The organism is Leptospira wolffii serovar Khorat str. Khorat-H2 (assembly GCF_000306115.2).
In the GTDB taxonomy this organism is placed as follows: domain Bacteria; phylum Spirochaetota; class Leptospiria; order Leptospirales; family Leptospiraceae; genus Leptospira_B; species Leptospira_B wolffii.
The window spans coordinates 137950-153570 of record NZ_AKWX02000013.1 but is presented as its reverse complement, the minus strand read 5'-3'; the positions used below and the strand labels follow the sequence as shown (position 1 = coordinate 153570).

Sequence of the window (15621 nt, the reverse complement as noted above, 5' to 3'; positions counted from 1 at the left end):
TCCGAATACTTGTAAATAGAATTAACAACGATTATATTGTAGTGTCCAATAATACCTTAAGGGATGCAGGAAGAGATTGCCGACTATACGATCCGCGTCTCCGTTCGGATCTCGGTAAAAGACACGTATTATCGCCATTCTTCCACTTCGAATGTTTCTCCGGCTTCATTTTTGATCTCCAACGGGTTAAACGAAGGGAAATTCTCCTTAATTGAAACTTCCTTTCGTATACACTCCTGCTCCCCCATGGAATCGCATCCGGTTACATGCGTATCGATTTCATAAAGCATTTCGATTCTTCCATTCCGAGTCGCCCAAGTCCCTCTGAATCCTTCCGAGACCTGGCATCCAGCACAATAATCTCCCGCAACTCGTCCGTCTCCGAAAACCGTATATCTATGCGCGCCTCGCGTTCTATCCACGAAAGTCACCATCTTGAAGTCCGTAATTACGTTTTGCAAGGTAGGGACGGTTACATTTAAGGGCTGCAGACCTATTTCGGAGATGCAAGTATCTTCCGGATACTTTTCCCCGAGAGGCTCTTCGCTCACGGATAGTATTTCTAATTCAATCGACTTATCTTTAGTAGGGTTCTTTAATACGATTTCTTGGGGTTTAAAATGATCGTATAAGGTAAAAGTCTCTTCTTGTTTCGCATTCGGAAAGATCGCACGAACATTTGCGACCCGATTGTTTGTCCAGAAATACCTCGGATTTCCGAATCCGTTTACAAAATAGATTTTGCGGATCGTGGTCGATTCCTTCAACTCCAACCTGATTTTTTCTCCTATCCCCTGACCGCGAACGCCTTCGCACCAACTCTTGTAGGAACCGTCGACCAGATTGCTAACATTGTATTCGGAATCCTTTCCATTTTTCAGAAGCGTAGAAGAAGCGCCAATCGATTCAATGACCGGTTCGGGGTCCCGACATTGGTGGAAAAAAGAGAGAATTCCAAAAATGAGCCAAATCGAGTAAAACCGGATCCTTATCATTCTTTCATAAGAGCACTTTAATATCCTCGCTTGCAATCATATTACACCTTACTACTTCTCCGAATATTCCGTTTTCTTCGGAAACAGTAACGGTTGGGTGTACGAATTTCCCTGCCTTGCCATTTATCAGCTTTACATTCTTAGCGATTCCCTTTTCTTTTCCCCTACATAAGAAAAGGATCGCTTTGAATGAAGAAGTCCCCATCGAATCCGAAAGACGCTATATTCAAAACGATAGGATTGCAAAAGATCTACAGTATGGGGGAAATCCAGGTCCCCGCACTGAAACAATTGGATCTGGAATTGTACCGATCCGAATTCGTAGTCCTCTTAGGTCCAAGCGGGAGCGGTAAATCAACTTTACTGAATGTATTAGGAGGCCTGGACTCCCCTTCCGCTGGAGAAGTCTATTTCAAGAACAAAAGACTGACGGGAGACAACGAAGATGAGCTTACGGAGTTTCGGCGAAAATACGTCGGATTCGTATTCCAATTCTATAATTTGATTCCCAGTCTTACCGCAGAGGAAAATGTCCGGTTGATCACCGATATCTCCTCTCATCCTATGAAACCTTCGGAAGCTTTGGAACTTGTGGGTCTTTCGGATAGAAGGGACCATTTTCCCGCTCAACTTTCCGGAGGAGAACAGCAAAGGGTGGCGATCGCAAGAGCCATCGTCAAAAAGCCCGAGATTCTCCTTTGCGACGAACCTACCGGCGCTCTGGATTTCAAAACGGGGAAGATCGTTTTGGATGCGATCTCCAAAATCAACAGAGAGTTAGGCACAACCACCGTGGTGATTACTCATAATGTCGGAATCGCAGCCATTGCGGATCGTGTCCTGGAGATGCGCGACGGATCCATGGTATCCGATCGTCGAAATCGAAATAAAATGTCCACTGAGGATTTACATTGGTGAAGACATTGGATAAGAAAGTCTGGAGGGAATTTGTTTCCCTTCGGTCTCAAGGAATTACGATCATCCTAGTTGTTGCTTCGGGAATAGCCGTGTATCTGACTTCTTTGAGCGCTTATGATTCATTAAAGAAAGCGAGAGACTCCTATTATGCCGATTATTCCCTAGCTCAGGGATTCGTATCCTTGAATAAGGCTCCCAGATCCGTCCTATCCCAAGTTTCGCAAATTTCCGGGATCTCCTATGTCGAAGGAAGAATTCTAAAAGAAGTGGTTTTGGATTTCGAATCCGAATCCATTCCTAGCGCCGCAAAAATCGTAAGTCTCCCGGAGAATCTAAATACTTTATCCATTCGAGAAGGAGGCTTTCCGAAACAGAAAGACGAAATCATTGTCAGCGAATCCTTCGCAAGCGCGAACCAATTTCATACCGGTTCGAAAATCATCGCAATTTTAGAAGGCAGGAAGAGAATCCTAACCGTAACAGGCATAGCCCTTTCCCCGGAGTTCGTGTATGTATTTCGGCCGGGTAGCTTTCTTCCGGACGATAAGCATTTCGGAATCGTTTGGATGAGCCGGGAAGACGCGGAAGACTCCTTAGATATGCAGGGAGCGATCAACGATATAGTATTCAATTTCACTCCCGGCGCGGATAAGAAGGCTACATTAGGAGAATTGGATTCCTTGCTTAAGCCTTACGGAGGTCTGGGCTCCTATGATCGCGACAAACTGCCTTCCCATTCTTTCCTGAGAGACGAGTTCAAACAATTAAGGACCACAGCCTATTCTATGCCTTTGATATTTCTAGGAGTCGCCGCGTTTTTAATGCATATCGTAGCTACTAGAATCATTTCCAAACAAAGGGAACAAATCGCCACTCTCAAAGCCGTCGGTTACGATAATCTAAGCATCGCCCTGCATTATCTGAAGATCGTTTCCGTTATTTGCCTTATCGGTTCCTTGTTAGGAATAATATTCGGAGCATACCTAGGAACGAAAATGCTCCGACTCTACGGAGAATATTATAAATTTCCGAAATTGCCGTTCTATTTCGATCCGATTCTAATCGTACAGGCCTTATGCATCGGTCTTCTTTCCGGTGCAATCGGATCCTTGATTTCCGTCCGCAAGGCCATCAATATGCAGCCTGCGGAAGCGATGCGGCCCCCCATTCCCGAAACCTTCCGTAAGAGCTTGTTCGAAATACTTTGGAAGAATCTACCTCCTATACGACGCATTGCGCTTAGAAATCTGGTCCGGCGCCCCGGAAGGACATTTCTCTCCGTCTTAGGAATCTCGTCGGCGGTGATGACCATGGTACTCGGACTATTCTCCAGAGATACGATGAACTCGATCTTAGAGATACAATTCCAACGTTTGCAGAAAGACTCCGTCACCTTAAGTTTTCAAAACGCCGTTTCTTCTCATGCAGAAAGGGAAATTGCGGAAAAGGACGGAGTGTTATTAACGGAAGGATACAGAACGGTCCCCATACGGATTCATTTCGGAAGTTTTAGGAAGGAACTTCTACTGACGGGATTACCCAGAAATTCGGAATTAAGAAAATTAGCCAGTAAAACCAGAACCGATATCGCCCCGCCCGGACAGGGCATTCTGCTTAACGCAAGCCTCGCCTCTAAAATGGGAGTCCGAAAAGGAGACTTCGTGGATCTGGAAATATTGGAAGGAGATAGAAGGACCACTTCCGTCGAGATTGTGGGAACCATAGACGAAATACTGGGCCAGGGCGCCTATATGGAGAAATCCGCCGTAAATCGCCTACTCTCCGAAGGGGATTCGATCAACCAATTGGCGCTTAGAACCGATTCGGAAAAAGAGGAATCGTTATTAAATGAATTGAAAAATTATCCTAAAATTTCGGGAATATCGGTCAGAAAAAGAACCCTAAAAATATTTTACGAGATCATGTCCCGGAGCCTACTCTCCACTTCTCTCGTCATTTTGATTTTCGCATGCGTAATCGCCGTAGGCGTAGTATATAATAGCGCTCTTATCTCCTTATCAGAAAGAGCCTTCGAACTGGGAAGCCTGAGGATATTAGGCTTCACTAAAAAGGAGGTTTTCCTAATTCTATCCGGAGAACTCGTCGTGGAAATCCTTCTCTCGGTGCCGATCGGTTGCGCTCTAGGATATCTATTCGGCTACGCTCTTCTGGGATCGGTAGAGACGGAAGGATTCCAGATCCCTCTCTCCATTTCGCGCAAAACGTATTTTTATTCCATATTAACCGTATTCATCACATCGGCTTTCAGCTTCTGGATCCTGTATCTAAAGATCAAATCCATGGACCTGATATCCGTATTAAAAATAAGAGAGTAACCCATGGATTGGAAAGAATCGGCTATAACGATTTACAAAAACAGAATATTCAGAATCGGAGCGGGAATCTTGCTCGCAGTATTATTCTTCTGGTGGTTCCTGAAACCGAAACCCCTAACGGTAGAAACCGGATTCGTAACCAAAGGAACCTACGAGCAGATCGTGGAAGAGGACGGAGTCACTAGAGTCAAAGATAGATTTACCTTATATTCTCCGGTGAATGGAGTATTACAAAGAGTGCATAAACATGTGGGAGAACCCGTTCAAAAAGGGGAAACGGTTGCGGTCATCAATTGGGATTACGACCGCAAAATCCAGGCCCCAGTCTCCGGAACCGTTCTCACTATCCATAGAGAAAGCGCGGGGCCCATCTCCATAGGAGCGCCCATCTTGGATATAGGAGATACTTCCCGCTTAGAAATTGCCTGCGAGTTACTCACCCAGGATAGCGTGGAAGTTCGTCCGGGCAATCCGGTAATTATCGAAGGTTGGGGAGGAGATCCTATCTCCGGAAAAGTGAGACTGATCGAACCCGCCGCCTTTACGAAAGTCTCCTCTTTAGGAGTGGAAGAACAAAGAGTTAGAGTGATCATAGACTTCGATCCTCCTTCTCAGATAGGCGATTCTTTCCAAGTGAAAACGAAAATCACCGCGTTCCAAAAAGAGAATTCCCTTCTACTCCCCACGGCCGCCCTTTTTAGAGATCAAAAGGATTGGGCGGTGTATCGGGTCCAAAAAGGAAAAGCGAAGAAGACGATAGTAAAGATCGAAGCCAAGAGCGGCAAGTGGTCCTTACTCACCGAAGGTCTTCAGGACGGAGACGAGGTAGTGCTCTACCCGACGGAGGAGATCAAAGAAGGAGCCAGAGTGAAGTAGTTCAGTCCTCTACGAAAAGTTCGTCGCAGAATTGAGTGTCCTTTACGATTCTACTCTCCAAAAGATTGAAAGCGACCCTTCGAAAATAGGGTCGAATTAGTTTTTCATAATATTTCTTGGATCTTTGATGGGCGTAAGGATCGACGAAGTAGATCTCTTTCTTCATGCGATCGTAATCGTTCTTCGTGGGAACCGTGAAATACAGATATTGCGCTATCGTATGCAATTTTTCGAATACCTTCGGCAACTCCTTATCGGGAATGTATTGGACCACCGAGTTGCAGATCCCAAGATCGAAAGGTGCGGAGGTGAAATACTTCATCTCCAAATCCTGGATTGTGGAATGTAAAAAGGAAAGATTATAGCCTCGGATCCATTTTTGTTTGGCGATCTGATCTATCATCTCTTCGGAGGGATCCACCGCAAACACCCTGCGAGGCTCGAACGCTTTTACGAATTCTTTGAGCAGTAGTCCCTTACCGAATCCGAAGTCGGCGATGCTTCTAGGCTGAATCTGCATGAGGTCGAACAAGGATTTTATATATCTCGCATGTTCCTTTGCGTTAAAGGATGCGTCCACATCCTTCCCGCTACCGTAAATTTCCTTCCAATAATTCGTTTCGAACGGCTGTCCGTTCGCGCCGTAAGCGATAAAGTCCGAATCTTCGGATTTCTTATTCATACTTCCGGGGCTTTGGAAGAGGCGAGTATAGAGATCAGATAAGCTTTTAATGCGTCGTATCCTTTTTGGTTTTGTATCTCGGACTTTGCTTCTATAGAACGGGGCTTCAATGTCTTCAGACTAGGATCCGTTTGTATCCTCTTCCATAGAAATCCGTTGATAAGAATCCTTTCCCCCGAGAGAAATAGATAGGGAGTATTTTTCGCTTTCACTTCCCTTTGCAAAAGTTTGCGATCCACGGCCCAGACTTCGGAAACGATTAGATAGTCCTTATCCCTGAATTCGGAGTTCCCAGAATGGGACAATTTCTGCTTAGTATAGAAATAGACGTAAGAAGCTATCTCCGGAGAAGTAAAGATCCTTTCTTCCGGATCCACCACCGATCTCCCCCTAAGGGAAACTATATCCTTGGATAGGGAACTCAATTTAACCTTATCTACTCCGGAAAACGGTCTCACGGAAAAATAACCGGAAGCCACGATCAGGAAGAAGATTCCGATCGAAGCCGGAATGGAATTCAATTCCTTTTCGGAGCGAAGAAGGAAAGTTCCCACGAATAGAATGAGAAGAAGGGAACCGAACCCCAAAAGATAGGACCAAATCGCTTTTCCCATAAAGGCGAAGGAATGGGATCCATAAAAATCAAGATTTCCTAATAGAATAATCAGTAATGCGAAAAAGGAAAGATAACCGAACAAAAAGAGCTTCGGAAGATTTCTGCGTTTGAAGAATACCGACTGCTGCTTCTTCTTTTCCTGGATTCCCACGGTCCCCGCTTTAACTACAAAAACCGTGAATCCTACTAAGAAGAATGTGAAATGCGAGAATAGACCGAGTAAAGTGCAGGAAACGAGAAGCACCAGATCCACCACCGTCTCCATCCGGAAAGAAAGAAAGAGCAGAAGAAGAAAACTCAAACTGACTAGTTCTCCCAAATTATGGAGCGGGATTCCGTAAGCGAAAGGACTGATCGCCGCCGCATAGCAAAGCAGATAATGATTCAGCTTCCAGGTTTCTTTTTGCATCAGATACGCGCAGAGATGCACCGCCAAACTTAAGAAAAAAGCTCCGAAAGAAAGATATGCGGGTATATAATTCAACCCCAGAACCGATTTCCAAACATAGAGAAGAAGAAAGGGCAACGGCTCCTGATAGGAGAAGAATGTTCCGTCCTCGGCCAAGGATCTGAGCTCGGCGAGAACCCGAAAACTTTCCGGATTGGATGGATCTCCGTGCCAGGAGTAGAGAAGAGTCAGTAATCCGGTGAGAAAGAGCGCAGAGAGCGAGAGAAGAACGGGGTTTGCTTTTCTGTTTCTTTCCAAGTCCATGCGGCTGAAGGTCTCCCTACGGATTTCGGAGCTACGTTAAAAATTTAGGTGAAATTATACCAACACATTTTGAACTAAACTTAGAGGCATATTCCGAGGACAAGAAGATGGAAAAAAAAGACCATATCCTTTACGATAAGGCTGGAAACCCCACAAAAGAAGCGGCTTGGATCTTCCGAACCTACGCGGGACATACGAACGCGAAGGAATCCAACGAACTCTTCCGCAAAAATTTGGCAAAAGGCCAGACAGGCTTGTCCATCGCCTTCGATCTTCCCACCCAATGCGGTTATAGCTCCGATCACGCAATCGCGAGACCCGAAATCGGAAAAGTAGGAGTTCCTATCAATACTCTGGAAGATTTCCGAATCCTCTTTGATCAGATCCCGATCGAAGAGATGAATACCTCCATGACCATCAACGGTACTTCCATGTGGCTTCTTTCCCTTTATGTAGCCCTCGCCGAAGAAAGAGGAGAAGACGTTTCCAAACTCCAGGGAACCACCCAAAACGACATAATCAAAGAATACCTGGCTCGGGGAACCTATATTTTCCCGCCCGAGCATTCCATCCGAATTATCGTGGATATGTACGAATATTGCCTAAAGAGGATTCCAAAATGGAACCCCTCCAATATTTGTTCCTACCATCTCCAAGAAGCGGGAGCCACTCCCGTGCAAGAGTTGGCTTTTGCCCTAGCCACAGGCATGGCGATCCTGGACGCGGTTAAAGATAGAAATTGTTTCACTCACGATGAATTCGAGCAATGCGTAGGTAGGATCTCCTTCTTCGTAAACGCGGGAATCCGATTCATCGAAGAAATGTGCAAGATGCGTGCATTCTCCGATATGTGGGAAGACATCACCAAAGATACTTACGAGGTCAAAAGCGAGAAATACCGCCGTTTCCGATACGGAGTACAGGTGAACTCTTTGGGACTTACCGAAGAGCAACCGGAGAACAACGCTTGGAGAATTCTCATCGAAGCCTTGGGAGTGACCTTAAGCAAGGATGCAAGATGCCGAGCATTGCAGCTTCCGGCGTGGAACGAAGCACTTTCATTACCTCGCCCTTGGGACCAACAATGGTCTCTTCGTCTCCAACAGGTCCTCGCTTACGAAACCGATCTACTAGAATACCCGGATCTTTTCGAAGGCTCCAAAGTAGTGGAAAGCAAAGTAAAAGATCTGGTCGAGAATGCCAAGAAAGAGATCGCAAAGATCAAGGAAATGGGCGGAGCCATCAAGGCGATCGAGAACGGATACATGAAATCCCAGCTCGTAAAATCCCAAGCGGAACGCCTTGCCAAGATCAATAACGACGAACTTATCATCGTAGGTAAGAATAAATGGAAAGAAGGTATCCCCTCCCCTCTTACCAACGATCCGGACGGAGGGATCTTCAAAGTAGATCCTAAGTCCGCGGAGCAAACTCTGAAAGTTTTGGCCGACGTTAAATCCAGACGAGATGCCAAGAAAGTTGAGGAAAGCCTCGCCCGACTCGAAGACGATGCAAGAAACGGAAAGAACCTAATGTTCGCTTCCGTAGAATGCGCCAAGGCATTGGTCTCCACGGGAGAATGGGCCGATACGCTTCGCAAAGTATTCGGAGAATACCGTCCGGCAACCGGAGTGGAAGGACAAAAACTGAATCTGGAGTCCGACAAAGTGGTTAACGTCCGCGCCAAGGTGGAGAAATACCTGAAGGCAAACGGAGCGAGACCTAAAATCGTAGTCGGCAAACCCGGTTTAGACGGTCATTCCAACGGCGCAGAAATGATCGCTGTTTCCGCGAAGCATGCAGGATTCGACGTGATTTACTCCGGAATCCGTCTTACTCCGGAGGAAATCGTACAATCCGCAGTCGAAGAAAATGCGAACGTGATCGGGGTATCCATTCTTTCCGGATCCCATATCGAACTCGCAGAGCAAATCTTCGCGGAATTGAAGCATTATAAAGCGGATATCCCCGTAGTATTCGGAGGAATTATTCCTCAACCGGACTTCCAAAGATTGCAACAGATCGGAGTCAAAGCGATTTTCACTCCTAAAGATTACGATCTAATGGATGTAATGGATCGAATCATCGATATCGTATCCAAGGCGCCGATCGCCGTATAACGTAGATATGGCGGCAAGGCTTGCCCAGGAAGAATTAAAAGAACTGATTCGAGAGGCTTCCCTGGGAGAGAAATATCCTCTCGCCAAGCTGATCAGCGAACTAGAGAAACCGAATTCCTTCGAATTCCGTAAGATCCTATTCCGAGAATTACGCGAAGCAGGATTCTCTGGAGGCAAATCCTTAACCGTAGGTTTTACGGGAACTCCCGGGGCGGGCAAGTCCTCGCTTCTAGGAGAAATCTCCACCGAGTTTCTCGCCCACCAAGAAAAAAAGAAGATGGCCATAGTCGCCATAGATCCGTCCAGTCATATCAGCGGGGGCTCTCTTCTCGGAGACAGAACTCGCCTATCTCTGCCCACTCGAGAGAAAAGGATCTTCTTCCGTTCTCAACCTAGTCAATTGGAGCTAGGAGGACTAAATCCTTACACATACCATGTGATCCGGTTGCTACGCTGCTTTTTCGATTTGGTCTTCGTGGAAACTGTTGGAATCGGCCAAAATGAAATCGAGGTTTCCAAACTCTCGGATCTTTCCTTCTTAGTAATGGTCCCTCTCGGAGGAGACCAAATCCAATTCATGAAGAGCGGGATTATGGAAGTCCCCAACGCATTCATATTAAATAAATGCGATGAAGAATCGCTCGCTCGTGCCAGTTTTCATACCCTTTCCACTACCTTGGAATTCCTGAAAGAAATCGTCCCGGGAGGAAAAATTCCCCCCATCTTCCTGACTAGCGTAAAGACAAAGAAGGGAATCAAAGAACTTCTGGAATTCATCGTTTCCCAAAAACCGGATCCGGAAAGACGAAACGAAACCGATCTCCAGCTTAGAAAATGGGTCAAGGGAGAATACGGGAATTTCGGGTTAGGCGTCTTAGAAGAGCTTGGACTAAAAAGCGGAGAGACCTTCGAGAATCTGGAAGAAACTTTCTCTGCCGCAGTCAAAAAGAAATTCAGATAAGAATCCCCTAAGATCGAACGAAAAACCAAATAAACTTACCGATTACTCATCATGAATATCTTAAAGAATTTAATAACAAGACAGAATACGTCTACGCCTTTATTTCTTGGAGCAACAATTATAGGTGCTTGCCTCGGTAGACTCATCGGCTTTAACGGCCCCGCAAGCGTTCCGATCTTCGGTATTTCACTTTCGTTCATCTGCTTTACAATCGGTTATCTTTCAATACGAAAGCGGGAACATATTAACCATGTCGAAATATATGTAAAATCCTTCTTATCAATCATATTGGGAATATACACGTTCCTTTTTTTCGAAATGGAAGACCCCGAGCGGAAAGATTTCGAAAACGGAAAGGTCGTGTTCTTACTGTCTCTCATAATCGGCTTTGCAATCATTGCAATATCCAAAAAGAAAGAGAACGGCTCTTTGCGATCCGCTTGCGCTAAAACAATGAAGGAGAACCCTTTCTTTTTCGTCTTTTTGCCTTCTTTTTTTATTTATACTTTCAGCCGACTCATCTTCAGCTTTGGGGATAGCGTTCCGGCAAAATTGATGCCGTTTTCCCTCTGGAACGAGGGAAACTTCGACTTAAATGAATTCTTCATCTTACACGCACCGATCCCTGCGGCCGAGTTCCGATCCGATCCGACAAGCCTTGACGCCTACACAAGACTTCCAAACGGCGATTTTCTGCGACATCCCTATTATATAATATGGAGTGATAGTAAACTTTACGGAAGTTACCCGATTTTACCCGGATTATTCAATTTCGCAAGCTTCTTAATCCTAAAGACAGTCGGGATCTCCTTTCCGAATCCCGACTTCCGAGGAATTTCTCCTGATACGTTATTCCCTTTATATTACCTAGAAAAATTCACTGCTTCTTTGATAGCGGCCTTCTCAGCATATCGCATTTTCTTAATTTTTCAAAAGCGCATTTCTCTACGTAGCGCGGTGTTATTGACCTTAATATTTTCCTTTGCCTCCACTCAATTCTCTATATCTTCACAAACCTTATGGCAGCATGGCTTTATTGTACTTGCCTCTATTCTCGTTATCCAATATCTATTGGATTTCAAATCTTATCACGTCCCATATTGGTTTTTTTTCGGATTCTTACTTGGAACATTTCCGTTCATTCGGCCGACAGCGCTGTTAATAGCAGGTGCCTACGGCATCTATTTTCTATTTTTAATTATTCCGAAATTAGACAAAGAAATACGATTGCATGTATTGGCTTTAACTAGTTTAGGATTTATAGCTTCAATTTCCATCTTAGCCGGAGCTAATTATCAGATTTATTCGGATATCCAGGGAGGATATCCTAGTTTCTTACAGGCCTATGCAAATAAAGGCGGTCCAAACCTATTCAACGGGTCTCTCCGGGAAAATTTGCCCGGTATGCTCTGGAGCCCTGGTTTTGGACTAGGGGTTTTTTCTCCGATTTTTATTTTCTGTTTGTTGGGAGTAATCCTTGCAAAACAACATTTCCGCACCTTTTTGTTTGGACAACTCCTAATTATAATCGCATATCTCCTCTTCTATTCGCGGTATACGATATGGTGGGCGGGAGGAAGTTACGGCCCGAGATTTCTAAGCGATCTGGCTCCTCAATTTGTTTTATTGCTCGTTCCAGTTATTTCTTTCTCTCACAAAAAGATACTCTTAAGAATAATTCTCCTCTTGACCTTCCTGATTTCAACTTGGGCTCATGCCTCGTATGTTTTCGATCCGGACATACGCATAAATTGGAGAGATTGTAATAAGAAGCCGATCGAGCAAAAGATCTGGGATTGGACACACATTCCTTATACTTTGCATTTACGGAAGTACTTCACTTTTTTTAACGGTAGGCTGGAAATAGAGCCGATTTACGAATGCAACTGGGGCCAGCCCTCCATTCCGATTTCCGGTCGCACATCCTTTCGCTTTGGCGAACCACCTTTACTATCCGGAACGAGCGTAAACATTATCCCTTATGATACCGTAGCCTATTTTAGTTCCGGTGAGTATTGCATTGAGATATATGGGGCTTCGTCAACCCCAACAACATCGAAAGAGAATTTTAGAGTAATTGTTTCCCAAGGGAAGGTCGAAACCGTAAACCGTTCCTTTCTACTTCCGGAAAATAAGAAAGACTATTTACCTACGCAAATCCCCTTATTCATTTCTAAAACAGGAAAAGTGAAAGTTTCCTTAAGGAAAGAAGGTTCGGGAAGTATCGATTTTGCAGGTATAGAAATCGCTGCCGGGCCCTGCCGATAAAATAAAGAAGAATTTCCCGGAAACGAATCTCTTGACAGGAGCCGATTCCCGTATAAGATCCTGCGAATGAAATTTATTTCCAGGCATTTAGGATTCCTTTCCGTTTCGCTTCTACTTCTCTTCTTCGGGACCTCTTCTTTGTTCGCCCAGCCGGTCCACCCCAAATCCGCAGTGGGAGAAAATCTCTCCGGAATCAAAAAGAGGGCGGAACTTCCGGCTCCTAAGATTTCCGGGTCCGGACTCAAAGCGGTAGCTATCGTGGGAGAAGTGGACGGAAACGACGGTCCTAAGACCAGGGAATATGTGACTAATATGAAAAGTCTAGTCAAGGTCCTCGCCGATCGAGGAGTAAGCGTATCCGAATTCTATCCACCGAATAATCCTTGGTCCGAAATCCGCAGTGCATCAAAGAATTCTAATTTTATTCTGTATGCAGGCCATGGAGTGGGCACCAATTTGGACAATCCGCCTTACGATCAAAAAACTGTAGGAGGATTTTATCTCGGAAAGGAATTCGTGTCCAACGAACAGATTTCCTCCGGATTGAAACCGGCCCCCGATGCCGTGGTTCTTTTTCTGGGAGCCTGCTTCACCGCGGGTAATATGGCCTACGATATGGGAGTCATCCGGGACGAGGAAGCCAAGAAAAGAATCTCTATGTATTCCGCTCCGTTTTTGGGAACCGGATACAAGGGTTATTTCGCCACCTGGGCACCCTGGACCGCTCAGACGATTTTGGCGCTTATCTTCACTCAAAAGAATTTCGGAGAAATCTATCTGAGCCAAACGAATCCTAAGGAAGTAACCAAGCTATCTCATCCTACAAACTCGGGCTCCGAGTTGTTCTATCATACCAAACCCCCTACACTCAAGCCGGTTTACGATTATGCTTTTGCCGGAGATCCGAATACGATTTTAGGATCCTCTTCTCCTCAAAATTCGGAGGATCCTAAGCCTTCCATTTCGGAAGAAGAGAAGCAGGCGCAGAATAGAATCCTAATCTCAAGCCTTTACGCTAAGGACGAGGAAAAATCCCTGAAGGCTTTATCGGCAGGAGCGGATCCGAACGCGGATTATATGGGATGGAAACCGATTCATCTTGCGATCGTATTCGATTTACCGAATGTAGTCAAAGATCTTGTAAAGAGAAACGCCTCCATAAACGCACAGGCGGAAGGATACACTCCTTTAACACTAGCTCTAGCTTACGAAAAAAAGGACATCGCTGAATTTTTGGAGAGCCAAGGCGGCACTCGTAGTCGGGCGGCATTCAAAAAACCGAACATTCCGAACCCAAGGAAATAAGCTCCCTATCTATCCGGCCCCGGTGCATAAAGGACGTATATTCGCGTCCTTGCATTTTGGGTCGGAAAATGCCCCCGACCGAATCCAGCGCCGGAAAAGAGTCCGAAAGAAGCAGGTACTACCCAAGGACTAAAAAGGTAGAGAAATCCTTTTAATTCTGTCTCCTAAAATTCCGTAAAATCTGCCAAATCCGGTTTCCGGTAAGGAAATCGGAAAACTCTTCCTACTTTTTTGCAACAATCCGGTTTCCGAGAACTCCTATACGACAAATAGAAAGGAGCCCTTCATGGCAATCATCCTAAGTTTCTTTGCGGCGCATTGGTTTTTAGCCGCATTTGTTCAGTCGTTTTATTTGCATCGTTATTCCGCTCACCAGATGTTCAAACTCAATAAATTCTGGGAAAAGTTCTTCTATCTTTTCACATTCGTAGTACAAGGTTCTTCCTACTTGAACCCTCGCGCTTATGCGATTCTGCACCGCAGACACCACGCTTATAGCGATACCGCAAAAGATCCGCATTCTCCAGTGGCTTCCAAAGGTTTCTTCGATATGATGTGGACCACCGCCGTGGTTTACGAGGATATCCTCAATCGCAAAGAGGAAGTGGAGAAAGAGTTCAGAGGAAATTATCCGGAGATGCCTGGATTCGATCGTTTTGCGGACGCTTGGTTCGTACGTTTGTTCTTCGGTACTTCCTACACTCTATTCTATATGGCTTTTGTTCCTGCGGGTGCGGAATGGCTTTATGCCCTACTCCCGATCCATTACCTTATGGGACCGACTCACGGAGCGATCGTAAACTGGTGCGGCCATATGTACGGTTATCGTAACCACGATAAGAATCCCGACAATTCCAAGAATACTCTTGCGGTAGACTTCTTGATCCTGGGAGAATTGTATCAGAACAACCACCACGCCCATCCGAACTCTCCGAACTTCGCATTTCGTTGGTTCGAGTTGGACCTAACCTATCAAGTGATGAAAGTCCTGCATTTTCTGGGGATTATCCGTATACAAAGGGCGGTTTGGACCGAAAAAGGAAGGAAAGAACTTCCCGGCACCGCTCCTTCTCCCCTTGCAGACGTAGCTTAATCGTCTCGTAAGGAAAACTTCTAAAAAAGCCGCGAACCTCGCGGCTTTTTTATTCTTCTTTCAGGCGATCCAAATCTCCCCGCATTTCCTTATCGTATTCTTCCTTAAGAATAGAATAAAATTCGGTCGGAAGTGGAATCTTATCGTTCAGAACGAGAGAGAATAAGGAGCGCACTAGTTGTTCGTTCTCGAATCCGGTAAAGATCCATTCGATCAGCTCCAAAGCCAAATCCAATCTTCCCTCTTCCTGAATGGTCTTGCGAAGAATGCGGACTATCTCCGAATCTTTTCCCGATTCCAAGAAGCCTCTCAATTCCACGGGCATACTCTGTAGCTGGATTTGTTTTTTGGCATTGGGGGTGAAGACGAATTGAGTCTTGCCCGTAGGTAAATGGGAAAGAATCGCCGTCTCGGTTTCCGGCTTCGGAATACCTAAACGTTGTAACGTTCGGTCTAAGACTTCTCCCAATACGAAGTCTTGTAAGGGATTAAAGGGAAATCCCTGCTGGCCAGTATCCGATTCGCTCATCTGTCGTAAGTTTTTTACGTTTCCGTCTCTCGTCAAGCCTCCCAACTTCGGTCGGGAAGGATTTTCCACCCTGGAAGATCGATTTTTAGGACCCGAAAACGGATCGACGGTTTCGGATCTCTTGTCACGAAGTCGGTCGGAAACCCAAACCGACTAACAGAATCTTAGGCGAAGATCGCTTTTTGTAACCTGATTTTCACGAATCCTTAG

General features: G+C 45.4%; 12 protein-coding genes. 8 read left to right on the top strand and 4 right to left on the bottom strand.

Translation table 11 applies throughout. The annotated features are described in order from the left end of the window. Positions 1 to 128 precede the first annotated feature (128 nt). Positions 129 to 995 carry an NADase-type glycan-binding domain-containing protein gene (locus LEP1GSC061_RS11280; protein ID WP_040508566.1) on the bottom strand — a complete coding sequence of 289 codons (867 nt, stop codon included), beginning with the start codon at positions 993 to 995 and terminating at the stop codon, positions 129 to 131. Between the two features lie 189 nt (positions 996 to 1184). Between LEP1GSC061_RS11280 and LEP1GSC061_RS11275 the strand changes: the two genes are divergently transcribed. The 3 genes from LEP1GSC061_RS11275 to LEP1GSC061_RS11265 are packed head-to-tail and all read left to right on the top strand — an operon-like array spanning position 1185 to position 5125. Next, positions 1185 to 1913 (top strand): ABC transporter ATP-binding protein, encoded by a 729-nt coding sequence (locus LEP1GSC061_RS11275; RefSeq protein WP_016545523.1) that lies wholly within the window; start codon positions 1185 to 1187, stop codon positions 1911 to 1913. Beyond that, complete coding sequence (locus LEP1GSC061_RS11270; protein ID WP_040508564.1) at positions 1907 to 4249, top strand: ABC transporter permease; 2343 nt, start codon at positions 1907 to 1909, stop codon at positions 4247 to 4249. Before LEP1GSC061_RS11275 ends, LEP1GSC061_RS11270 begins: the two co-directional genes overlap by 7 nt. Positions 4250 to 4252: 3 nt before the next feature. Further along, positions 4253 to 5125 (top strand): efflux RND transporter periplasmic adaptor subunit, encoded by an 873-nt coding sequence (locus tag LEP1GSC061_RS11265; RefSeq protein ID WP_016545728.1) that lies wholly within the window; start codon positions 4253 to 4255, stop codon positions 5123 to 5125. A 1-nt stretch (position 5126) separates the two neighbouring features. Here the strand turns inward: LEP1GSC061_RS11265 and LEP1GSC061_RS11260 are convergent, their stop codons facing one another. Then, a complete protein-coding gene (locus LEP1GSC061_RS11260) occupies positions 5127 to 5807 on the bottom strand; it encodes a class I SAM-dependent methyltransferase (RefSeq protein WP_016545489.1) in 681 nt (226 codons plus the stop codon). Beyond that, positions 5804 to 7135 carry a hypothetical protein gene (locus tag LEP1GSC061_RS11255; protein ID WP_016545637.1) on the bottom strand — a complete coding sequence of 444 codons (1332 nt, stop codon included), beginning with the start codon at positions 7133 to 7135 and terminating at the stop codon, positions 5804 to 5806. The genes LEP1GSC061_RS11260 and LEP1GSC061_RS11255 overlap by 4 nt, the downstream gene beginning before the upstream one ends. Positions 7136 to 7242: 107 nt before the next feature. Between LEP1GSC061_RS11255 and LEP1GSC061_RS11250 the strand changes: the two genes are divergently transcribed. From LEP1GSC061_RS11250 to LEP1GSC061_RS11230, 5 genes are all read left to right on the top strand, one after another. Next, a complete protein-coding gene (locus LEP1GSC061_RS11250) occupies positions 7243 to 9255 on the top strand; it encodes a protein meaA (protein WP_016545561.1) in 2013 nt (670 codons plus the stop codon). Positions 9256 to 9262: 7 nt separating this feature from the next. Beyond that, entirely contained in the window at positions 9263 to 10216 is a 954-nt protein-coding gene (locus LEP1GSC061_RS11245; protein WP_016545650.1) for a P-loop NTPase family protein, read from the top strand. A gap of 888 nt (positions 10217 to 11104) precedes the next feature. Continuing rightward, positions 11105 to 12484, top strand: a complete 1380-nt coding sequence (locus LEP1GSC061_RS11240; RefSeq protein ID WP_156844547.1) for a hypothetical protein — start codon at positions 11105 to 11107, stop codon at positions 12482 to 12484. A 66-nt stretch (positions 12485 to 12550) separates the two neighbouring features. Continuing rightward, positions 12551 to 13789, top strand: coding sequence for an ankyrin repeat domain-containing protein (locus LEP1GSC061_RS11235; RefSeq protein ID WP_016545748.1), 1239 nt, complete (start codon positions 12551 to 12553; stop codon positions 13787 to 13789). Positions 13790 to 14075: 286 nt separating this feature from the next. Next, the gene (locus LEP1GSC061_RS11230; RefSeq protein WP_016545673.1) at positions 14076 to 14882 is read left to right on the top strand and encodes an acyl-CoA desaturase; all 807 of its coding nucleotides are present in this window, start codon (positions 14076 to 14078) and stop codon (positions 14880 to 14882) included. A gap of 49 nt (positions 14883 to 14931) precedes the next feature. Here LEP1GSC061_RS11230 and LEP1GSC061_RS11225 read toward each other — a convergent pair whose 3' ends face one another. Continuing rightward, positions 14932 to 15411: a hypothetical protein gene (locus LEP1GSC061_RS11225; protein WP_040508626.1), complete on the bottom strand. Its 480-nt coding sequence runs from the start codon at positions 15409 to 15411 to the stop codon at positions 14932 to 14934. Between the last annotated feature and the right edge of the window lie 210 nt (positions 15412 to 15621).